The sequence below is a fragment of the Phaeodactylibacter xiamenensis genome (genome assembly GCF_000759025.1).
Lineage (GTDB): Bacteria > Bacteroidota > Bacteroidia > Chitinophagales > Saprospiraceae > Phaeodactylibacter > Phaeodactylibacter xiamenensis.
Map to the genome: position 1 here is coordinate 62350 of NZ_JPOS01000019.1, position 20334 is coordinate 82683.

The 20334-nt window shown below is 52.4% G+C and carries 22 protein-coding genes; 9 read left to right on the forward strand and 13 right to left on the reverse strand.

What is annotated here, in order from left to right; genetic code table 11:
- Positions 1–51 precede the first annotated feature (51 nt).
- On the forward strand, positions 52–228 hold the full coding sequence (locus IX84_RS33310) for a hypothetical protein (RefSeq protein ID WP_160213704.1): 177 nt from the start codon (positions 52–54) through the stop codon (positions 226–228).
- Entirely contained in the window at positions 225–494 is a 270-nt protein-coding gene (locus IX84_RS34510; RefSeq protein WP_052515888.1) for an HNH endonuclease, read from the forward strand. Before IX84_RS33310 ends, IX84_RS34510 begins: the two co-directional genes overlap by 4 nt.
- A 60-nt stretch (positions 495–554) precedes the next feature.
- On the opposite strand, the gene IX84_RS08795 is transcribed toward IX84_RS34510, so the two are convergent.
- On the reverse strand, positions 555–1427 hold the full coding sequence (locus IX84_RS08795; RefSeq protein WP_238578221.1) for an IS5 family transposase: 873 nt from the start codon (positions 1425–1427) through the stop codon (positions 555–557).
- A gap of 526 nt (positions 1428–1953) precedes the next feature.
- On the opposite strand from IX84_RS08795, the gene IX84_RS08800 reads away from it, so the two are divergent.
- From IX84_RS08800 to IX84_RS08810, 3 genes are read left to right on the forward strand one after another with little or no spacing between them, the layout of a single operon-like run.
- Positions 1954–3093, forward strand: a complete 1140-nt coding sequence (locus IX84_RS08800) for an alpha/beta hydrolase (protein ID WP_044218946.1) — start codon at positions 1954–1956, stop codon at positions 3091–3093.
- 4 nt (positions 3094–3097) lie between these two features.
- Positions 3098–4615 carry a leucyl aminopeptidase family protein gene (locus IX84_RS08805; RefSeq protein ID WP_052515889.1) on the forward strand — a complete coding sequence of 506 codons (1518 nt, stop codon included), beginning with the start codon at positions 3098–3100 and terminating at the stop codon, positions 4613–4615.
- Positions 4616–4657: 42 nt separating this feature from the next.
- Positions 4658–5869: an ATP-grasp domain-containing protein gene (locus tag IX84_RS08810; RefSeq protein ID WP_044219216.1), complete on the forward strand. Its 1212-nt coding sequence runs from the start codon at positions 4658–4660 to the stop codon at positions 5867–5869.
- Positions 5870–5885: 16 nt separating this feature from the next.
- Here IX84_RS08810 and IX84_RS08815 read toward each other — a convergent pair whose 3' ends face one another.
- On the reverse strand, positions 5886–6917 hold the full coding sequence (locus tag IX84_RS08815; RefSeq protein ID WP_044218948.1) for a nucleoid-associated protein: 1032 nt from the start codon (positions 6915–6917) through the stop codon (positions 5886–5888).
- A 138-nt stretch (positions 6918–7055) separates the two neighbouring features.
- On the opposite strand from IX84_RS08815, the gene IX84_RS08820 reads away from it, so the two are divergent.
- Together IX84_RS08820 and IX84_RS08825 are read left to right on the forward strand one after the other, a co-directional pair.
- A complete protein-coding gene (locus tag IX84_RS08820) occupies positions 7056–8090 on the forward strand; it encodes an alpha/beta hydrolase (protein ID WP_160213708.1) in 1035 nt (344 codons plus the stop codon).
- 58 nt (positions 8091–8148) lie between these two features.
- Positions 8149–9351 carry a glycoside hydrolase family 18 protein gene (locus tag IX84_RS08825; RefSeq protein WP_072013651.1) on the forward strand — a complete coding sequence of 401 codons (1203 nt, stop codon included), beginning with the start codon at positions 8149–8151 and terminating at the stop codon, positions 9349–9351.
- On the opposite strand, the gene IX84_RS08830 is transcribed toward IX84_RS08825, so the two are convergent.
- The 9 genes from IX84_RS08830 to IX84_RS08870 all read right to left on the reverse strand — a co-directional run bounded on the left by IX84_RS08830 (position 9348) and on the right by IX84_RS08870 (position 17055).
- Positions 9348–9758 carry a hypothetical protein gene (locus IX84_RS08830; protein WP_044218953.1) on the reverse strand — a complete coding sequence of 137 codons (411 nt, stop codon included), beginning with the start codon at positions 9756–9758 and terminating at the stop codon, positions 9348–9350. The genes IX84_RS08825 and IX84_RS08830 overlap by 4 nt on opposite strands.
- A 95-nt stretch (positions 9759–9853) precedes the next feature.
- Entirely contained in the window at positions 9854–11416 is a 1563-nt protein-coding gene (locus IX84_RS08835; protein WP_044218955.1) for a hypothetical protein, read from the reverse strand.
- Positions 11417–11461: 45 nt separating this feature from the next.
- Complete coding sequence (locus IX84_RS08840; RefSeq protein WP_044218958.1) at positions 11462–12673, reverse strand: acyl-CoA dehydrogenase family protein; 1212 nt, start codon at positions 12671–12673, stop codon at positions 11462–11464.
- Positions 12674–12940: 267 nt separating this feature from the next.
- Entirely contained in the window at positions 12941–13549 is a 609-nt protein-coding gene (locus IX84_RS08845) for a Uma2 family endonuclease (RefSeq protein ID WP_044218962.1), read from the reverse strand.
- Positions 13550–13560: 11 nt separating this feature from the next.
- Positions 13561–13821 (reverse strand): hypothetical protein, encoded by a 261-nt coding sequence (locus tag IX84_RS08850; protein ID WP_044218965.1) that lies wholly within the window; start codon positions 13819–13821, stop codon positions 13561–13563.
- A 2-nt stretch (positions 13822–13823) separates the two neighbouring features.
- Positions 13824–14075: a hypothetical protein gene (locus tag IX84_RS08855; RefSeq protein WP_044218968.1), complete on the reverse strand. Its 252-nt coding sequence runs from the start codon at positions 14073–14075 to the stop codon at positions 13824–13826.
- A gap of 327 nt (positions 14076–14402) precedes the next feature.
- Positions 14403–14624, reverse strand: coding sequence for a hypothetical protein (locus IX84_RS08860; protein WP_044218970.1), 222 nt, complete (start codon positions 14622–14624; stop codon positions 14403–14405).
- A gap of 239 nt (positions 14625–14863) precedes the next feature.
- A complete protein-coding gene (locus IX84_RS08865; RefSeq protein ID WP_152604972.1) occupies positions 14864–15241 on the reverse strand; it encodes a heavy metal-binding domain-containing protein in 378 nt (125 codons plus the stop codon).
- Between the two features lie 59 nt (positions 15242–15300).
- Positions 15301–17055 carry an efflux RND transporter periplasmic adaptor subunit gene (locus IX84_RS08870; protein ID WP_044218976.1) on the reverse strand — a complete coding sequence of 585 codons (1755 nt, stop codon included), beginning with the start codon at positions 17053–17055 and terminating at the stop codon, positions 15301–15303.
- A 32-nt stretch (positions 17056–17087) separates the two neighbouring features.
- On the opposite strand from IX84_RS08870, the gene IX84_RS08875 reads away from it, so the two are divergent.
- Together IX84_RS08875 and IX84_RS08880 are read left to right on the forward strand one after the other, a co-directional pair.
- Entirely contained in the window at positions 17088–17333 is a 246-nt protein-coding gene (locus IX84_RS08875) for a UPF0175 family protein (protein ID WP_052515890.1), read from the forward strand.
- On the forward strand, positions 17330–17818 hold the full coding sequence (locus IX84_RS08880) for a DUF3368 domain-containing protein (protein WP_044218979.1): 489 nt from the start codon (positions 17330–17332) through the stop codon (positions 17816–17818). The genes IX84_RS08875 and IX84_RS08880 overlap by 4 nt, the downstream gene beginning before the upstream one ends.
- On the opposite strand, the gene IX84_RS08885 is transcribed toward IX84_RS08880, so the two are convergent.
- On the reverse strand, positions 17815–19038 hold the full coding sequence (locus tag IX84_RS08885; protein WP_044218983.1) for a permease: 1224 nt from the start codon (positions 19036–19038) through the stop codon (positions 17815–17817). The two genes, IX84_RS08880 and IX84_RS08885, sit on opposite strands and share 4 nt — an antisense overlap.
- Complete coding sequence (locus IX84_RS08890; protein WP_044218986.1) at positions 19038–20291, reverse strand: TolC family protein; 1254 nt, start codon at positions 20289–20291, stop codon at positions 19038–19040. Before IX84_RS08890 ends, IX84_RS08885 begins: the two co-directional genes overlap by 1 nt.
- Positions 20292–20334: the final 43 nt, after the last annotated feature.

Consider the following 20334-nt stretch of genomic DNA (forward strand, 5'->3'; position numbering starts at 1 on the left):
GAAAGTTGTTATATTGTATCGAGAATGTTTTGACCACGTAAAGAACGAGCTATGACTGCGACCACAGCTTACGATAATGTCGCTAACTTTATTGCTCACATGGACCCAGAGAAGGTACTCGAACTCCAGGCAGACGAGGAGGTGCAAGAGCGACTGGATCAGTATATTTTGTTGGAACGGCTCATTCGTTTAACCAAAGCCAAGGCCCGGTATTTGTTGTCGAAATGAGTCGTCATATTTCACAACAAATCAGGGACTTCGTCGTGGAGCGTGCTGGGCATAAGTGTGAATACTGCTGTTTGCCTGAAGGCCACTCTTTTTATAAATTTCAAATCGATCATATTATTAGCATTAAACACGGTGGGGAAACACAGTTGAATAACTTGGCACTCGCGTGTGCAGTTTGCAATCGGAACAAAGGCAGTGATTTGGGTACCTTTCCTGATGGCGATAACGAGAACTTAGTTCGGTTTTACAATCCGCGCAAAGATTAGTGGAAAGATCATTTTTTATTGCTTGATTCAGGAATCATTCAACCCATAAGTCGAAGTTGTCTAAAAATGATTTGTATGGAGTTTAGTTTTTCTCAACAAAATGATTGAAAAGGCTAGGAAATGAGCACTCATCCAATTTCTAGCAGATGTCTCGTACCGGACTAAAAGAGATTTGAAGCCATCAATCCAAGCGTTGGTCCGCTCAACAGCAAACCTTTCCTTATACAACTCAGGGTCTACAAGGTATTCATAATCAGTGTTTTTTGCATTCCTTTTGTTGATGTCTATGTTGGCAAGGATTTCCAGCCCATCACAGTACTCTCTAAAGCTCCTGCTGTCAAAACCAGCATCTGCATTCATTACCAAACCTCTTGGGTCGATATCGGCCTGCTCTAAAATTTCGCAGATATTTTTGAATGCCTTGTTAATTTCATAGAGGTCATGATGATTACCTGATACGGGTTTTGACATCGCTAACGGGATTCCGTTGGAGTCAGTCAAAAACAGCATGTTTGTTGTTTTTGCAGATTTCCGGCTTTGATACCCCACTGCCTCACCACCCATTCTAGCTCGGGTCTGGCTACCGTCTAAAGCTACGGTGGACATATCCAAGGCAGCTTTATTTGCTTTCAATAATGCCGTCCATAAGCGATGCCAAGAACCATCTTTAGCCCATTTATTGTAATGATAAAACACTGTTTTATAGGATTTTATGGCAAATCCAAAAAACTGGCGCAGGGGTAACTCTCGCCATTGTGTACCTGTTTTTAGGCGGTATATTATTGCTTTGACCATTTTCCAAAGCTTAACTTTTGGCTTGCGCCCTAGATTTGTTGTGCTCAAATAGGGCATCAAATTGTGTGTGATGAATTTCTTGGTTAATTTTACGTACATAGTTGCGAAAGGAGTTTGGAAAAGTTTAGAGATTTCCAAATATCTCCTTTTGCAACTTTTTGTGCAAACCATCTCGATTTCACCACGATTCTTTTTTAGACAACTTCGTCTAATAGGGGAAGCCACTGATAAAATTCTTGGGTTTAATCATCCACATAGTGTTATGGAGCGAAAGTTTCTATTGTTAAGCGGTTTACTTTGAGACAAAATCTTTCTCAGGTTCCAGGAATTAAGTTGTAGCGTTAACAGTCCGCACTGCTATAATTCCCTATCTCTTCGCAAGCTACCAACCGTCATCAGCAAAAAATCCAGCGCCCGCCCGTAGTCCAGGCTTTCGTAATCCGAGCCCAGGTTTACGGATATTGTGGTAATACGCCTGCCGGTTTCCGGAAAGCACTCAGCAAGCTCATGTCAATGATTTTCATACCCGAGTTCCTGAATTTCGCTTAAAACTACAACTTTTCTCACTCCCATTCCCGCCTTCCTATGGTCGCCTGCCTACAAAATCCGCTTATTTCTTACCTTTGACCTGACGAATTACGAACGAAAGATCTAGCAACGATATATGACAGAAGGCGCTTCTTCCAGTGGCCATGCCCCTTCGAATGGCACCCAACTGCGGCTACAGCTTCAAACCCCGGCTGAGGAACACGGCCGGCCGGTCTTTGTATCGGGTAACTTCAATGGCTGGCGTACCGGCAGTGGGGCGTATCAAATGGAGCAAACCGGCCCTGGCTACTATGAGCTCAACTTCCCGGCTGAGGAATGGCTGCCCGAGCAGCTCGAATACAAATACCACCGCGGCGACTGGAATCAGGTGGAGCTGGACCGGTTTGGCAATACCCGGCCCAACCGGAGCCTCAATACCCGGGAGCACAATACGCAGTCCGACAGCGTAGACCGGTGGCTGGTGGACGGGCTGGCTTACAATCCGGCTTACCTGCCCAAAATTGAAATCCTGACCGAGGACTTCAAAATCCCGAAGCTTATCAAAACCCGCCGGATTGCGGCCCTGCTGCCGCACGATTATCACGAAACCGATAAGCGGTACCCGGTGCTCTACCTGCAGGACGGGCAAAACCTCTTCGATGACTATGCTCCCTTCGGCAGTTGGGGCGTGGACAAGAAGCTGGCACTGATGAAAGAGCAGGGCTTTGGTGATATCATCGTCGTGGCTATTGACCATGCCGAGAAGGATCGCATTACAGAGTTTACACCATCCTACCGCACTCAACTGGGTGCCGGGAGTGGCAAGAAGTACCTCCGCGTACTGGCCGACCGCCTTAAGCCCTATGTAGACGAGCATTTCCGTACCCTGCCCGGCCGCGAAACCACTGGTATCGGGGGGAGCTCAATGGGCGGGCTGATCAGCATTTATGCGGGGCTGATTTACCCGGAAGTGTACGGTAAGCTCATGATCTTTTCCCCTTCCCTTTGGGTGAGCCCCAATATCCCTTTCCGTGTGATGAACCTCAATGACCCGCACGATATGGACATCTACATTTATGCCGGCGAAGGCGAAAGCAAAAATATGGTGCCTAACATCCGCGGTTTTATGCGAGCCGCAGAGGAGCAGGGCGACGCCTCCTTTAACTTTGAGCTCTCACTCGATCCCGATGGAGCACACAATGAAGCCCGCTGGGGACAGGAATTCCCCCGCGCCGCAGAGTGGCTCTTTTTCAACCAACCTCCAAAAACCTCCTGAAAACATGATCATCAATCTAAAACACGAGCCTTTATCTGCAGAGCGCGCCTTAACCGCAGCACCGGGAGAAGTACCCCTGAAAATAATACTACCTTTGGCCGCCGGTCCTCACCTGGAGCAGGCACTACAAGGCATTGCTGACTTCTGGAATACGTCTGCCAATGACCTTCAGGAGCGCTTCAAAGGCGAGGCCGGGGAACAAATCAACTACTTCTCCAATCAGTACGACTGGTACTTGCTGGGACTGGGCGAGCAGCCCTCCTACGCTGATACGCTGAAAACGGTACGATCATTTGCTCATAAGCACAAGCGAAAGCTGCCTGCACATATGGGCATCAGCTTTTTGCATCAACCGGTAGCTGACTTACCGCTGCTCGCCGAAGCTGCCGTGAGCGGTTTGTTGTTAAGCACACTGCCCACTGGTACTTACCGTCAGGAAACAGAGCCGCCTCACCCATTTGCTTCTGAGGAAGCGCAACTCACCCTCTTCCTCCCCGAAGATCAGGCCGAAGCGGGCCGGCAAGCCGCAGAACGTGCCCTGCACCTTTCTGAAGCACAACTGTCAATCATTGGGCTGGTCAATGCACCCAGTAACAAAAAAACGCCGGCTATGCTGGCCGATTGGGCGGTGCAGTCCGGGCGCAAGCACGGCTATAAGGTCACGGTATTCGATAAGCCAGCCATTGAGGAGCTGGGTTTGCACGCCTTGCTGGCGGTGAACCGGGGCAGTGAGGAGCCTCCCCGTTTTATCGTCATGGAATACCAGCCAAAAGGTGCAGCTGGGCCACTGCCTAAAGTCGGGCTAGTGGGTAAGGGCGTCACCTTTGATACCGGAGGCGTTTCCATCAAGCCTTCCACCAATATGCACTACATGAAGAGTGATATGGGTGGTGCAGCCGCTGTATTGGGCACTATGGAAGCCGCCGCCCGACTGCAACTCCCGGTACACCTGATCGGTATCGTACCTGCCACTGACAACTGCGTGGATGCCAATGCCATCAAGCCGGGCGATGTGATTGATTCTTACAGCGGTAAGACCATCGAGGTGATTGATACCGATGCTGAAGGACGCCTGATTTTATCGGATGGAATCGCTTACATGCTTAGGCATTTTGCCCCCGATACACTTATTGACCTGGCCACACTGACGGGCAGTGCCGTACGCACCTTTGGGTACCACGCCGCCGCGCTGTTTACCAATAATACGGAGCTGGAGCAGCACCTCAAAAGCGCAAGCGAGGCGACCGGAGAGCGCTTGTGGCCACTGCCCCTCTGGGAGGTGTATGAAGAAGACCTGAAATCGGACGTAGCCGATGTGCGCAACTTCAGCGGCCGCCCGATGGCGGGTGCGATCAATGCCGCCAAGTTCCTGGAATTTTTTACGGAGGAGCACCCTCGCTGGGCGCACCTGGATATCGCCGGGGTCGCTTTCGGGGATTCAGAATTTACCGTGCAAAAGAGCGCCACCGGCTATGGCGTGCGCCTGCTGATTAACTTTTTGGAACAACTGAAAACCGCATAAACCCATCGCAGCCATAGGGCTCCGAGCAACCTAAACACCATGATGCGACCACTGACTTTCCTTTGCGTCACCTGCTATCATAAAGGGCAGGACTTCCTGAGTGCCTGCAAAGCTGCCGGCAATACCGTGTACCTGCTTACGGCCAAAAACCTGGAGCATGCCGAATGGCCCCGCCACGCCATTGATGAGTTTTTTTACATGGATTCCGATGAGAATACGCCGGAGAACTTCGCCAACCTGGAACAGGGGCTGGCCTGGCTGATGCGCAGTAAAAAAATTGACCGCATTGTAGCCCTCGATGATTTCGATGTGGAAAAAGCGGCCTTCCTGCGCGAGACGTTCCGGATACCGGGTATGGGGCAGACCACCGCCCGCTACTTCCGCGATAAGCTGGCGATGCGCATGAAAGCGGCGGAAGCAGGTATTCCGGTGCCGCCATTTTCGCCCCTCTTCAATGATGAGGAGATCACTCATTATGCGACTACGGTGCCTGGCCCCTGGGTCGTCAAGCCACGGGCAGAAGCCTCCGCTACCGGCATCAAGAAGGTACATACACTGGAAGAGCTCTGGCAGGTCGTCCACAGCCTGGGCGACAAACGCCACGAATACCTGGTGGAGCAGTTCAAGCCCGGTGCGGTTTACCACGCCGATGCGATTACGGTAGATGGGAAAGTCGACTTTTGCCGGGTCTCCAAATACCTGAATACACCCTTTGAGGTCGCACACGGGGGCGGTATATTCAGGTCGGCTACGTTGCCTCTGGGCAGCGACGATGACAAGGCGGTGCAGAAGCTGCACGCCAAAGTGATGGACGCTTTTGGTATGCAGTTTAGCGCCTCGCACACGGAGTTCATCAAGTCGAATGACGACGGACAGTTTTACTTCCTGGAAACGAGTTCCCGGGTAGGCGGTGCCCACCTGGCAGAGATGGTGGAATACGCTTCTGGCATTAACCTGTGGGCGGAGTGGGCAAGGCTCGAAACCGCAATGGCCAAAAAGCAGCCCTATGAGGCCCCACAGGTCAAAGAAGATCATGCTGGCATTGTGGTCTCTCTTTCCCGATTTCAGCACCCCGACAGCTCTGGCTTTAACGATCCGGAAATTGTGTGGCGTCTACGGAAAAAACACCACATTGGGATGATCGTACGTTCTTCTGATCGGGATCGTATACATGCCCTGCTGGATGACTACGCCGGGCGCATCCACCGTGATTTCCACGCAAGTGCGCCGGTGCCGGACAAGCCCATGGATTAGTGTTGTCTGCTTTGTGCTAGCGGTTGCCTAAATCGAGTATCTGGTCAGCCAGCTCTTCGGAGTTGATGATCACCCGGTTGCCTTCCACTACAATAGCGCCATCCTTGAGGTGGCCACTGTTGAAGTAGAGGTAGATTTTATCGGCATTGATTTTGTGGTTGTAAAACTGGTTGAGGGTCTTTTTATCGAAGCGGAACTCCTTGTCCATTTCTACCTGATGGTCTTGGAGGTACTGTTGAGCCGGATTTTCATTTCTGTAAAACTCCTGCTCAAATTCTTCGATGTTGATAACTTTCTGGGGGCTGCTATTGGCAAACTGCAGGACCTTCTCGTGGAACTGTTGCTGCGGCATGGCTTCCCCGGTTTCTTCATCGACGGGCATGGGCAGCTCATTGACCATTTCCAGAAAGGTATTAGTCAGGTCGCGGCTGCTTTCCGGCCGTTCCAGCCCAATCCATTGAATGAAGTATTCGGAAATGGCTTTCTGGCTCTTGGCGTGCTTGATCAGCTCCACGCAGCGCCCCTCGCCGGCCTGGAATTTACCAACAAGAATACGGCAGGCCATGGCCAGCTTTTCGGTGTTGAGATAGGTAACGGTATTGAGTGCAAAAGCTTCTGCCTCCTCTTTCTTGGAAAACACCACGCCCTCCGTATCCCGCACCAGGAAGATGCCCATCACCCGCTGATTGGTCAGCTCTTCGGTGTAGTCAATGTAGACGAGGTAACCGCCTTTGGCACCCAACACGCCCTGCAGGGTCAGTTGCAGTGCATTCATGGTTTCTCTGGAGAAGGAAAGAAAAGCTTCCTCCGTCATGCCGCCATCGACAAAAACCTGAAAGTAGCCCGGGAACAGAGCGTCTTCCGGAGAGCTGAGGTAGCCCTGTAGGGTGTCTGCTTTGCGGACAAAAGTATCGTGCAGCTTATCGGAAAGCGCCTGTGCCCGCTCTTCAACCGGCAGGCAGTACTGGCTCATAAAAACCTTCGCGCTGCTTTCGTCAGCTTCCTTTTGCAATTCGTGTATGGCGATATGGTGGATAACGGTAGACATCCGGTATTTTTTGCCAAAGGTAGGAATATTTTGAGTGTGCCGTAAGCCTGATTGGTGTGTTGCCTGAGCTGAGCAGCAAAAACCTGTGATTGTTGAATAATGCCCACCACTCTGCTAACTTTACAGCAAAAAGCATCTGTGAAAGCATTAAAAATCATCGGCATACTACTCGCCGGGCTCGTCGTACTCTACCTGCTGGGCCCCAAACCTGCCCCGCCTCAGCTACAGGTTCAGCTGCCTAATCTCACGACTGCCATCGCTGCACTTGGAGACAGCATCGCCAACGCTGAGCAGGCCATTCCCAACCTGAAGCCCAACAACGAAGCCCGCATCATCTGGGCCGATAGTCTGCCCCGCCCAACCGAATATGCTTTGGTCTACCTGCCGGGCTTTACGGCCACTTACGTGGAAGGCGAACCGATTCACCGGGAATTCGCGGCACGCTACGGGTGCAATCTCTATGTGGCCCGATGGCGCGACCACGGGCTGGATGTGGAGGACAAACTGTTGCATTATCACCCGGACTCTGTGCTGGAAACCGCCGCCCATGCCCTTGCTGTCGGGCACCGGATTGGAAAGAAGGTCATACTCATGAGTACCTCCACCGGAGGGACGCTGTCCTTGTTATTAGCCGCACAGCACCCGGAACTGGTGGATGGCATTATTGCCTATTCGCCCAACATCCGCATCAAATCGGAAAGTGCAAAGGTACTGACGATGCCCTGGGGGCTACAGATTGCCCGGCAGATGGTAGGCGGGACGCACCGGCATTTTGATGCGGAAGAGGAGTTCATGAAGTATTGGTACAATCATTACCGGCTGGAGGGTCTGGTGCAGCTGCAAAACCTGGTGGAGCACGGTATGGTTCCCGAAACCTTTGCTGCGGTCGAAGCCCCTTTTTTCCTGGGCTATTACTTCAAAAATGACAGCATACAGGATCAGGTCGTTTCGGTTCCGGCTATGCTGGAGATGTACGATCAGTTGAGCACGCCGGAGCCGCTAAAGAGGAAAGTCGCCTTTCCAGACGTTGACAATCATGCCCTGGCTTCCTACGTAGGCTCGAAGGACCTGGACCACGTCCGGCAGGAAACCTTCCGGTTTGCGGAGGAGGTACTGGGGCTTGAGGCTGTGGCAAAACAAGTTGAAGACGCTGTGAAAACCGCTTCCGATTAAAACCAGAATGCGGGGTTGTTTGTCTTTTTTAGTATTCCAAAACCTAAAACCAACGACGATGCGTCTGACCAATATCTTACTGGCTTTATGCCTGCTTCCATTGCTAAACTGTAGCACGGCAACTGATACTACGGATACGGAGCCTGCGAACGACGACTTTGCCATCATGGCCTACTACGTAGCCAACGACCGGTTCCCACCGGGCGATCTGCCCCTCGACAAGCTCACTCATATTATTTATTCCTTTAGCAATATTGTGGATGGGGAGATGGCCTTTACGAGTCCGGGGCACGATTCGCTCATGCGCGTCCTTGTTGCGCAGCGGGAAAAATACCCCGACCTCAAAGTTATGATTGCCTGCGGGGGCTGGGGAGCCGATGGATTTTCGGACGCCGCTTCCACGCCGGGCACCCGGGATACTTTTATCCGCAGCACCATTGAGTTCCTGAAGCGCTATGACCTGGATGGCCTGGATATGGACTGGGAGTACCCGGCGATTCCGGCTGCAGGTACAAGGGCCCGCCCCGAGGATAAGGAGAATTTCACCTTGCTGATGAAAGGCCTGCGGGAAGCGATGGATACGCTTGACCGTCCCCAAACGCTGACTTTTGCATCAGCGGGCTGGGAGCGCTACTATTACAATATTGAGACGGTAGAGGTGATGAAGTATGCCGATTACATGAATATCATGACCTACGATCAGGTGGGCGGGCGTTCACCGGTTACCGGTCACCATACGCCCCTCGGGTTGATTGAGGAGTCCGACCTTGAGGGGCTGCCGATCCTGGATACGGTAGCTAAGCGGCGGGAAGAAAGGCCGGAGGCGGAGTACGACTGGTCGCCACGTTCGGCTAAGCGTATTGTGAATTATGTAAAAGGCCTGGGGGTAGACCCTAAGCAGCTCGTTATTGGCGGTGCATTTTACGGCAGAGCCTGGAAAGGTGTCCCATCAGCCAACAACGGGCTTTACCAACCTAACAAAGGCGTGCATACCGGTTGGCTGGATTATGGGGCTATCCGAAAGGAATATGAAGATAAGAATGGATTTACCCGGCACTGGGATTCCATAGCCCTGGCGCCTTACCTGTTCAATCCGGCGGACAGCATATTCATTTCCTACGACGACCCGGAGTCAGTAGCACTCAAAACGGACTACGTGCAGGAAGAAGGGCTGGGCGGCATTATGTTTTGGCAGTTGAGCAATGACACCCGAGAGGCGGGGAGCCTTCTGGATGCCATTTGGGCTGCAGCTCAGGATTAACCCCAGCTGGCTATACCGAAGATAGCGAGTACGACAAGCGAACCCACGAATAGCCAGAAAAATACGCCGAAGAGGGCGATGGCAGTCGTATCCTGTTTAGGGATATCGGGGTCTGTTTGCTGTTGCATAGTATTGCCTTTAGACAGCTGTCTTTGGTTGGCTTCTCCTACTGCGCCGAAGAGCAGGACGATGAGCAGGCCCACTACGAGCAGGTCAATCCAAGCCACACCGTACCAGAGCGGACCGATGGGCGTCACCCATATGCTGGCTACCCAGATCGCGAGGGAAAGTACTGCAAACAATGCCCAAAAGCTATTCCAGGGACCAGGCGATTTGGTCAGCCGGGTGAACAAGAGTGAAAGCAGGAAAGCAATGGTCAATGCAAAGGCGAGTGAATAAAATCCCATTTTCATTTGGTTTTGATGGTAAAATGTACCTTTTGAACGAGACTGAAAACAGGATGTTCGAAGAGAGTCTTTGCTAAGACCTGATTATCAACGCTTTATTTCTTAATGAAACTGCCGCCACTCATCCGGTACCGGTGACTGCCAATGGTGATCAGCTGCCCTTCATTGACGGTTTTGAGGGTTTCGATATCTTCGGTGAGGGTGTGGATGGAGCCGCCCGTAGCCCATGCAATTTGCAGGTAGTCCTCGTTGATGCCGTGGTCGAGATTGCCCGCGAGCACGATCCTTACCGGTGTGCGGAGCTGGGGCAGCAATTCCATATCCCGTACATCGCTGTAGTTGTCGGCGATCAGGACAAGCTCGTCTCCCTCACCCATCATGCGCATGGCTTCGAGCAGGGCTTCAATATCGTTTTCCTCAGACTCGCCCCCGCTGCCTCCGTTCGTAGTGGATTGCATGGTCTGCAACAGGGCGGGCATATCAGGTATTTCGGTAGTATAAAACCCTCCGGTTGCTCCGATTGGTTTTTCGGGCTTTCGGTCGCCATCGTTGAAAAAGAGGTAGCGGTTTTGGGCCCCGGGCACGACCGCGAGGGCATGCCAAAGCAGCACTTCGTCCATGTACGGGCGCATACTGCCGGTCAGGTCGGTAACGATGACCTTGCTCGACCACCCGGCCCGGTTGCGGTAAAAAGCCGACTTGACCGCTTCTCCGGTCAGCTCATAGAGCTGCTCGTTTTCAGACAGTTGTTCCCGTTCTGCGGCGGCTTGTTCGCCCACTTTTTCCAGGATTTGCTCCATGTTCACCCCGGAGTTCATGAGGAACAGGTAGTCGTAATCGCCACTCAGTAATCGCAGAGAATCCCGGGCTGCAGCAATGGAGTCGCGTGCACGGGCGAGTTCATACAGGGAGTCCCTCCTGGCAGCAAGGCGGGCGCGTTCGGCTGCACGTTTCAAAAAGGCTTCCTTGCCGATCGTTTGCAGAGTCAGCCGGAGGGTGCCAAGGCGGTCATCATCGGGCAATTCAAAACCGGATACATTCGGAACGAAAGCGGTACTGAGTTGTATACTGTCGCCCCGGGGCAGCATCAGCAGTGCCTGTCCATCCGCTCCGGTGGTTACGGCGAAAACCTTTCCGCTGTTTTGATAATTGAAGTAAATATCTTCATCCGGCAGAGGCTGTTCTTCGAAATTCTTAACCAGCAGCCTTAGCAAAATGCGGCTGCGGATGGGCTGTTGGGTGGGCGGCACTTCCTGAAAAACAGTGTCTCCCCGCTCGGTTTCAGTGTAGGTCTTCGGGGCATAAAAAAGCGTATAGCGGCTGCGCACATATCCGTCATTCAGGGTCTTGATTGCACCGAATGCCGGCTGATCTTTTGCATTGACCTGGTAGGAAGCACCTTTAGGCAAGAGGAAATAAGCTTGTCCGCGGCTGTTGGTGCCCGCCTGATAGACCACTCCCGGTTGCTCCGGGTTGACGAGCCAAAGAGGCATGTCTTTCCAGCTCAGCCCCTGCATGTCTGTCACTTTCAGGCTCACCTGACTGTGGGTGGCGGTCGCCTCAGGGGGCGTGGAAGGTTGAATGAGGGTGTCTGAGGGCTGAGTGTATGCCTTGCCCATAAGCAGTATGGGCAGGCAGATCAGGAAAAAGTGGCGCATGGTTTCAGGGTTTATTTTCCAAACGCCAATTCCCGGGTTTCAGTATTAGCGCCGGGCCTTTAACCCGTATTGCTTCAGGATTTTCCGGGCCAGAGAAGCCTTATGCACCTCATCTGGCCCGTCGTAAATACGGGCGCCCCGTTCCTCCCGGTAAAAGAAGGACAGGATGGTATCGTCAGTAATGCCCAATGCGCCGTGGACCTGTAGTGCCCTGTCGACCACCCGCTGCATCACATCTGCTACAAAGAATTTGATGGTGGAAATTTCAGTGCTTGCCGCCCGCTGCCCCTCTTCCTGCATTTTGAGCGCTGTGTGGAGCACCATATATCGCGAGGCATCGATTTGGGCCCGGCTTTCGGCAATCCAGGACTGGACCATTTGCTTTTCACCGAGCATGCGGCCTTCGCTTAGTTCGCGGGTAGCGGCCCGCCGGCACATCATATCAAAGCTGCGTTCGCAGATACCGATCCAGCGCATACAGTGGTGAATGCGGCCGGGGCCCAGGCGTTCCTGCGCGAGTTTAAAGCCTTCTCCCTCCCTGCCCAGGAGATTGGAAATCGGTACCCGCAGATTATTAAATTTAACCTCAGCATGGCTGTGCCAGCCCTCGCCGGCATGCCCCATGATGGGGATGTTTCGGACCAGCTCAAACCCCGGTAGGTCAGTGGGCGCGAGGATCATGCTTGCCCGGGCGTAGGGCGATTCCGCCTCCGGATTGGTAACCGCCATGATGATGGTAAAGGAGGCGCCATCGGCGGCGGTGGTAAACCATTTGTGCCCATTGATGACGTACTCGTCGCCTGCCCGTACGGCAGTAGTGCCTAGACGCACCGGGTTGGAACCCGCGTAGGCTGGTTCGGTCATGGCAAAGCAGGAGCGGATGTCGCCGGCCAGCAGGGGCTCAAGGTAGCGTTCGCGAATATCCGTACTGCCATACTGCAACAGCAGCTCAATGTTCCCGGCATCCGGCGCCTGACAATTGAAGGCCAAATGCCCAAAGGGCGAAGTGCCAAGGAGTTCGCTGAGTTGGGCGAATTCTGTCAGTTTTAGTCCGGGGCCGCCTTCTGCTTCGCTTAGTGCAGCATTCCAGGCACCAGTGGCTTGTGCCTGGGGGCGAAGGGCGCGGATTTCCCGTTCCACTTCATGGAAGGGCGTCTGCAGCCACCGGAGCTCGTTAGGATAGATGTGGTCATGTAGGAACTGTTGCACCGGCTCGTAGAGCGCTTGCAGTTTGGGGCTTGCAAAAGAGGCAATCATAGGGCAGTTTGGTTAGGGTGGTTTGGCAATGGATTGCCAAGATAGGGAAAAGGGAAGATTTATTTTTTGATGCGGACTGGCCAGTCGCTGTGAGTAGTCCCCAGTACATAAATATCGCGCCAGCTGCCGTCCCAGGGGTAAACCCTTCGTTTAAGTTTTTCCCACTCCATTGCTCTGGACAAAATTGGTTACGGGTCCAAGATATGCAGCTCCTCCCTGATCCTACTAAAAAGATTCAGTGCTATTTTACTTGGATAAGATTTAAGTTTAGAACGCCTGCGGATGGTCTTGTTCGCCAAGGCTTTTCACCCTTTTGTAAATATCAATGAGTGCTAACTCGCAACCGAGCGAATAAAGCGGCAAAGTTTTGTCAAGGCCAAAGGCGCTTGAAATACGCCAAAGTTGATCATCCTCTTTATACCAGGATTGAACCTTAGGAATGGTTTGCCACACTAACACATACTCCTTAAAGGATGGGATGCTGCGATAAGCTTCAAATTTGTCTGTACTGTCATACTGTTTTGTGCTTTCGGATAGCACCTCTATGATCAATAATGGATTTAAGAGCATTGTATTCCCTGAAAGCTCTTCCTCACCGCATACCACTGTGCAGTCCGGATAAACACAACGGTTGTACTTAGGGATATACACTTGCTGGTCACTGCTGAATACCGCACAGTCTTTATGATTCTTATCCAAAGCGGAATCAATAGCTGTCCCGACGCTGTTAGCTATCTTATTGTGCGCAGGCGAGCCACCCGCCATGGCAATGATTTCCCCATCCCAGAACTCGTGTTTGGTGGCAGACTGTGCTTCTTCCTCCAGATAGACCTGAAGCGAAGCTGGACGTTTAGCGGACTGCTCTGCAATTGACATACTCACTTGATTTATACGGTTTCATCAGATGGCTTCGGCACCGCATACTCCCCCATTAGCCTGATCAGTTCTGTGATCATATCCTCCAGAGTATAGCAATTAGCCAGAGAGATATCGACCAGCTTGCCGTCTTTGAAGAGGAGGCCGCTCTCAGCATCTCGTGTGTTGTTGATGGATATATTGATATCCTCCGGGAGTTGGAAGCCCTCGATCACCTGATATAATTCCATAGTAGGCTTGTCCGTCTGTTTATCCACAAATAATGATACCATAACTACTTCAATATTTTGTTACCCGGGGGCAGGTGCAATTCTGTAGCACTAAGCGCATTATGATTGATAATAGCCTCTCGCTCTTTACTGCTTCTGAATAAAACTAATTTCACATACTCCGCCACCAAAACATCAAATATGCTACCTTCAAATTCAATGAAGTACTTTAGCCCAGGTTCAGGCAAGCTGGCACCGTATCGCGCTTTTTGCCCATTACAAGTTTGACCAATCTTAAAGGTCTGTCCACCTTGCAACCAAATTTTCGGTTTGGAATTGCAAGTGTAACAAGAATACAAGTTTGGGCTTAGCACATACAAGCGATACTGATAGCAATTCCCAAACTTTGATGCCGCTGCCTCCATCAGTGCTTCATAAGCTTCCTCCGTAATATCATAATTATCCAGATCAATATCCAGTTCCTGGGCCAGATTCTAGTGGCTCAAGTTCTAAGTCCCTGATAATTAAGCCGCCGGAATTTTGTTCGCTGATGAAGCCTGGAAACGTAGGCGTAGCCGGAAGCTACGGCGAGGCTTTCAGGTTACATCAGCGGGCAAAAGGGCAAGGCTTAGATTGTCAAGGATTTAGGACTTGAGCCACCAGGCAGCCGATGCTATTGCAGCTTGGTATATTTCTGTTGATGCCTCAATTCCGATCCTTTCTTGCATTAAGGCATCAATCGAATCAGCGCGCTTTGCAGAAGTGCTAAGCGTAGCGTAAACTGTTATCAAGATGAGCAAAATAAATAAAACGGCCAATGGAAGCAGCCACCTCTCTTGCTCTGGAAGTTGAAGGGCGCGGTTCATAGGTTTTAGGGTTGTTACATAAGCCTAAAGTTATGAGGTTTCCTTTATTTATTCAACTATTTTGATTTATTTTTCGGCTTGTGCTCACAAATTAATGACACCAGCGTTCCATGAACTGTTCTTAATACTAAACACATAGCAGAGCCAAAACGAGTGCCGGCGTTTAGCCTCAGCTACAGGTAAAGGGGGAAGCCCAAAAAGAAGCCCCGGATGGTTCTGACCCGGGACTCTTTTCTGATTTAGTGGTTATGCCCTTCGTGGTCGTGCCCATCCTCGTGGTGATGGTCGTGCCCTTCCTCATGCATATGCCCGTCTGCCGGCATATTTTCATTCTTCACATAGTCCATACCGCACACGGGGCACTCTCCCGGCTCATCGCTGCCGCTGCCATCGCAGTGCATCGGGCAGATATAGGCAGAAGTGTACTCCGGGCCCTGCTTGTCCGCATCAGCTTCCATATGATCGCCCTCGTGCATGTGCCCGTCGTCGTGAGTGTGCTCGGTCTGATCGGTAGCCGCTTCGTCGCCGGCTGTATCGGCATTGCCGCCGCAGGAGACGATAAAAAAGGACAGTGCCAGAACAGGCAGGAGTCTGATAAGAAACTTGTTGTTAGTCATGATCATTGAATTGATTGTTAAGGCCTCCCGAAAGAGGCGGAAAAAATGAGTTTACGAATTTACTCTTTAGTCAGGGTTTCTTCTACGGTGCCGCAAGCCAGCATTTCATCTCCAAAGTAAGGATTGCGGATTTCTTTCGCGTCACTGATCCAGTCTGCTCCTTCCCAGTCGAAAGCCATCGGGCAGTGCTGCACGTAGTAGGTTTGTTGTGCTGCTCCGAATGCCTTCACCGTACTGATAAGGGCCTGTGACAGGAAATCAAACTGAGTGCGTTGTTCTGCGACTGCTTCCGCTTCGGCGATCTGCTTGCTGTGCGCAATGAGTGCGCCGCGTTGCTGCCGCCAGTATTCCAGGGCATCGCTACTCAGGTTATCATTTTCCATACCTTCTATCTGCCTGGTGAATGCCTCCGCTTTAGCAGACGCTGCTGTTGCATCGGTAGCCACCAGCGCATCTTTGAGGCGAAGATAAGCTTCTATAGCTGCCCCTAATTGCTGTTTGAAAGCAGCGGATGCAGCAGCCCGGTAGTCGGGGGCTTCCTCCTTCGGCTCTGCTCCTTTGATTTGGATGTCGCGGTTCATCATGCTCGCCTGATTGTTGAGCTGTGCAGCGGCATCAATGGAGAAATTGCCGTAAGTGACCACTTCTTCGCCGGCTTCCAGCCCGTCAATGACCCGGTAGCGGTCGCCGAGTGCTTCGCCCAGCTCTACTTCCCGGTATTGAAAAGTAGGGATGTCCGTATCGGGCAGCTTGACGTATACCACCGAGCGCACTCCGGTCCATAGAACGGCAGATTTAGGCACAGTAAGCGCCACTTGCTCCCCGGTAGCTGCGGCCCGCAACTCTCCGGTGACGAGCATTTCCGGCTTGAGCTTTCCGTTGGGGTTGCGTACTTCGGTACGTACCGCCACTACCCGCCGGTCTTTGTCGAGGACCGGGTTAATGAAGGTGACCCTTCCGGAAAAGCGCTGTCCCGGCACAGCAGGGGTGGAAAAGGTGATCCGGTCGCCCACCCCAATTTGCGGCAGGTCTTCCTCGTAGGCATCAAAAACCACCCATACGGTGCTGAGGTTCATCAGGTCAAACAGCGGCTCTCCCTGCGCCACATAGTCACCAACCGCTACCCGCCGTTGAGTGACCACACCGCTTTCCGTGGCGTAGAGCGGGAAGGTCTCTTGTATTTCGCCGCTTGCTATGATTTCATCAATCTGCTCCGTGGAGATTTTCCAGTACCGGAGTTTATTGCGGGCGGCTTCCGCCAATTTGGGGTTGACCTCCTGCAGCCTGACTGCTTCCAGCAGTTCGCGCTGTGCCGTGATGAGGTCCGGTGCATACAGTTCCGCCAGCTTCTGGCCTTTATAGACCTGCTCGCCGGTGAAGGAGACGTAAAGCTTTTCAATACGCCCCGGCACCTGCGCCACCTGACTTGAGGCCCGGCGCTCATCGACCTGCACCTTGCCGCTGAGTTGTAGGGCAGTGCCCGACTCGGCAGCCGACTCCCCGACTATCGTAGTTTGGATATTGGCCAGGCGGGCAGCCTCCCGGGTCATCTCAAAGTTGAGCGGGTCATTGGAAGCCATCTCGCTTTGAGGTATCAGGTCCATCCCGCAGATGGGGCAGTCGCCCGGCTCTTCCCGGCGGATTTGCGGGTGCATGGAGCAGGTCCAGGTGGTGCCTGATGAGTCCGTTGATTCACCTGTGTGTTGGTGTTCCGAGGCCTCGGTTGCTGTGCCGCCGCCGAAGAGGAGGTAGCCGGCACCCAGCCCTGCGAGAAGGGCGATCAGGATGAGGAGGGGAACTTTTATTTGTTGCATGGTATTATTAGTTTAGACCTTAAACATTAAGAATGATGACGCTGAACATATCTGACCAAATCCTACAAGCCTCTGGTTTGACAGAAGAGGAATTGACCGTGGAGATAGCTGTCGCTTTGTACCAGCGAGAGATATTATCTTTAGGCAAAGCTGCTGCTTTTGCGAATATGCACCGTATGATTTTTCAAGCTGCTCTAGCGGAGCGGAAGGTGCCGATAAATTATAGCGTTGAAGACTTAGAGGATGACCTAGCAACTTTGGACAAACTAGGTTTATGATTGTAGTAAGTGACACTTCTGTGATTGGGAACTTGTTAATGGTTGATAAGCTCCATCTTTTGAATGCTCTCTTCGAAAAAGTAATTATCCCTGATAAAGTTGCTGATGAATTGTCTGCGCTAGAAACTTTTGGGTACAACGTAGATAATATTTTCCAAGCAGAAATTATCAGCGTAAGGTCTGTAAAGAATAGAGAAAAAGTAGAAAGCTTACTTGAAGAGCTTGACCCTGGTGAGTCAGAAGCGATTGTATTGGCTTTGGAGCTAGATATTCCTCTTCTGCTCATAGATGAGAAAACAGGCAGAGCCAAGGCAGAGGAGCTAGGTATCGAAGTAACTGGGCTGCTTGGCATTTTGCTCCGCGCTAAAGCGAAAGGAAGTATTCCTGCGCTGAAACCGATAGTTGACTCACTAATCTCAGATGCTAAGTTTTTCATAAATGACAAATTGTATAAGTCTGTTTTACTCAAAGCAAGGGAAGATTAATTCATTAAAAACCTCACAACCAGCCCCCCTACCAGCCACACATAACTCACCCAAGCCAAATACTTCAGCGTTTGCTCCAGCACTTTGCTTTTAGGCGCCATCTCCTTATGGTGCATGACGTCCTTACGGCGGAAAAAGCCGTGGTAGACCAGCCCCGCGGTAAGCAGCAGGAAGCCGAGGTTGAGGAAAAAGGTATAATCAATTTTAAAGTGTTCCTTTTCGGTGACGCTGACGGCTTTCGGGTCGGGCAGGTAGCCCAGCAAATCGAAGCCGTAGTGCAGCGCCAGCGCGGTGCCAATCAGCGAGCTGAACAGCAAAAACAGGATGAACAGCGACATCCGCCAGCCGTAGTACTTGGCGTTGATGCGCAGCACCGGGAAGACCACCAGGTCGCTGAAGATGAAAGCCATCACCCCTGCAAAGCTTACGCCTTTGCTAAACAGCAGCGCCGCCAGCGGGATGTTGCCCATAGAGCCGATGAAGGTCATAAAGGCCGCCACCGGACCGATAATCACATGCTCCAGCAAGCTTAGAAAGCTGTACTGCGTCACCTCCGGCCCGCTGTTGATGAACAGGCTGCGGAAAAAGCTGTCCGGCACAAACGCAGCGACAATGCCTGCGATGGTAAAGCCGATGGTCACGTCTTTCCACACCATCTTCCACTCCATCACATACTGCTTGGCAATCTTGGCCCAGCTTTTGGAAGAACGGATTTTGGTCTTCCAGGATTTATCCGCATCATTGTCCTCCGCTTGTTGCTTCCCGAGGTGCGCCCGGGCTTTTTCAATCAGCTTTTTTGGCCTGATAAGCCGGATGATGAGCCAACTGATCGCAATCAGTAAAATGCCGCCCACGTACTCGCCGACTACAAACTGCCAGCCGAGAAAGATAGAAATGATAATGCCCAGCTCGATCACCAGATTGGTGGAAGCCAGCAGAAACGCAATTGCTGCCGAAAAGCTCGCGCCCTTTTGGAATAACGATTTGGTCGTCGCCAGTGCCGAAAAGCTGCACGAGCTGCTGATGAAGCCAAAGAAGGTGCCCAGCAGCATACTTTTGGAACGGGCATCGCCCATCGTGCGCTGCATGCGCTCTTCCGTCACGAGTATCTGTATCAGGCTGCTGAGAAAGTAGCCGAGGATGAATGCCCACAGCGCCATCCAGAAAAATCCGGCGCTGGTGTAGGCGGCATTGCCCCAGTTTTGTAGAAAATTTTGCATCATTTGGCGTTTTGGTTAAATAAAAGCTGATCAATCTTAGCCACCGCTAGGTGCCCCGCCACCACCGCATTCAACCGCTTCAGGTCATACTCAATCAGCTCGCTTTCCAGCCGTAGGAGTTCATCAAAGCTGCGGCCCTGCGTGCTGTAGGCTTCCTGCAAAATAGCTATAGCAGACTGGGTCAGCCGCCGCTGCCGCTCGTAGAGCTCCAGCCGGAGCCGGGCGGTTTCGAAGTCGGCGTAAGCCTGGGCAATGGTAGCCTCAAAGCGGTGGTTTAAATCCTGTTTCTGGTTGTCCAGGGCAGCAATTTTCAGTTGTTCTTCCCGTTCTTTCGCCTCAAATTTCTCCCGGTAGATGGGCAGGCTTACACTCGCCCGCAGTTGCACAATATCCCGGCCATTGGCATTGAGGTTAGCGTCATTGCGCGGGCCGACGAAGATATAGTCTGCGCCCAGCCCGAAGGAAGGTTTGCCGTCCAGTTCGTTGAGGCGCAGGGCCTGCCGGGCGGCTTCCTGCTGCCAGCTGAGCTGCCGCAGCTTCGGGTGGGTACGGCGGATGGCCACGAGCAGGCTGTCTTGCCGAAACGGCAATTGGGCGGGGCCAAGTTCGTCCACCATCTGAATTTTCGTCGCCGGCCTGCGCTGTAGTAACCGATTGATTGTCGCCAGCGGCTTGAGGGCCTCCCGCTCCAATATAGCCAGCTCCTGCTGCAGCTCTTCCCGCCGGATTTGCACACGCAGCACATCCGCCGTACTTCCTTTGCCGCTTTCCACTTTGGCGAGGGCCGTAGCTTCCAGCGATTCAAGCAGGGGCAGGTTGCGGCGCAGGATGTCCTGCCGTTTTTCAATAGCGTAAAGTTGGTAATAGGCTTGTTCCAGCTCGTAGCGTAGCTCCAGGGCACGGGCGGCAATCTGTTCGTACAGCGCCTTGGCTTTGGTGTTTTCCAGCTCTGCCCGTCTTGGCAGGGTGCCGGGCCAGGGAAAACCCTGCGTAGCCCCCAGGCGGAGCAGCTGCGGCCCCAGGCGGGTTTCCACCGGCAGCGGGAAGCCGCCTACGCCTACTTCCGGATTGGGCAATTGGCTGACTTGCGGGGCACGTTCCAACGCCGCCTGATACTCCTTTTCCAGCGCCATCAGTTCCGGCTGCTGTAGCAGGGCACTGTCGATGAGTTGTGGGAGGGGCTGGGCAAGCATCTGAACAGAAATCCCAAACGCAAGCGTCCAAAAAAGTATGGTTATGCTATATTTTCTCATATGGGGTTACTTTCTCCGTTGACATTATTTTTTTTCTCATCAC

Bases quoted from the DNA above. Each gene is read 5' to 3' on its own strand.
- IX84_RS08840 (WP_044218958.1), bottom strand. From the start codon at position 12,673: ATGATTGCCTCTTTTGCAAGCCCCAAACTGCAAGCGCTCTACGAGCCG.
- IX84_RS08890 (WP_044218986.1), bottom strand. From the start codon at position 20,291: ATGAGAAAATATAGCATAACCATACTTTTTTGGACGCTTGCGTTTGGG.
- IX84_RS08845 (WP_044218962.1), bottom strand. From the start codon at position 13,549: ATGTCAATTGCAGAGCAGTCCGCTAAACGTCCAGCTTCGCTTCAGGTC.
- IX84_RS08835 (WP_044218955.1), bottom strand. From the start codon at position 11,416: ATGCGCCACTTTTTCCTGATCTGCCTGCCCATACTGCTTATGGGCAAG.
- IX84_RS08805 (WP_052515889.1), top strand. From the start codon at position 3,098: ATGATCATCAATCTAAAACACGAGCCTTTATCTGCAGAGCGCGCCTTA.
- IX84_RS08800 (WP_044218946.1), top strand. From the start codon at position 1,954: ATGACAGAAGGCGCTTCTTCCAGTGGCCATGCCCCTTCGAATGGCACC.
- IX84_RS08830 (WP_044218953.1), bottom strand. From the start codon at position 9,758: ATGGGATTTTATTCACTCGCCTTTGCATTGACCATTGCTTTCCTGCTT.
- IX84_RS34510 (WP_052515888.1), top strand. From the start codon at position 225: ATGAGTCGTCATATTTCACAACAAATCAGGGACTTCGTCGTGGAGCGT.
- IX84_RS08870 (WP_044218976.1), bottom strand. From the start codon at position 17,055: ATGCAACAAATAAAAGTTCCCCTCCTCATCCTGATCGCCCTTCTCGCA.
- IX84_RS08875 (WP_052515890.1), top strand. From the start codon at position 17,088: ATGATGACGCTGAACATATCTGACCAAATCCTACAAGCCTCTGGTTTG.
- IX84_RS08865 (WP_152604972.1), bottom strand. From the start codon at position 15,241: ATGACTAACAACAAGTTTCTTATCAGACTCCTGCCTGTTCTGGCACTG.
- IX84_RS08850 (WP_044218965.1), bottom strand. From the start codon at position 13,821: ATGGTATCATTATTTGTGGATAAACAGACGGACAAGCCTACTATGGAA.
- IX84_RS08815 (WP_044218948.1), bottom strand. From the start codon at position 6,917: ATGTCTACCGTTATCCACCATATCGCCATACACGAATTGCAAAAGGAA.
- IX84_RS08825 (WP_072013651.1), top strand. From the start codon at position 8,149: ATGCGTCTGACCAATATCTTACTGGCTTTATGCCTGCTTCCATTGCTA.
- IX84_RS08880 (WP_044218979.1), top strand. From the start codon at position 17,330: ATGATTGTAGTAAGTGACACTTCTGTGATTGGGAACTTGTTAATGGTT.
- IX84_RS08860 (WP_044218970.1), bottom strand. From the start codon at position 14,624: ATGAACCGCGCCCTTCAACTTCCAGAGCAAGAGAGGTGGCTGCTTCCA.
- IX84_RS33310 (WP_160213704.1), top strand. From the start codon at position 52: ATGACTGCGACCACAGCTTACGATAATGTCGCTAACTTTATTGCTCAC.
- IX84_RS08810 (WP_044219216.1), top strand. From the start codon at position 4,658: ATGCGACCACTGACTTTCCTTTGCGTCACCTGCTATCATAAAGGGCAG.
- IX84_RS08885 (WP_044218983.1), bottom strand. From the start codon at position 19,038: ATGCAAAATTTTCTACAAAACTGGGGCAATGCCGCCTACACCAGCGCC.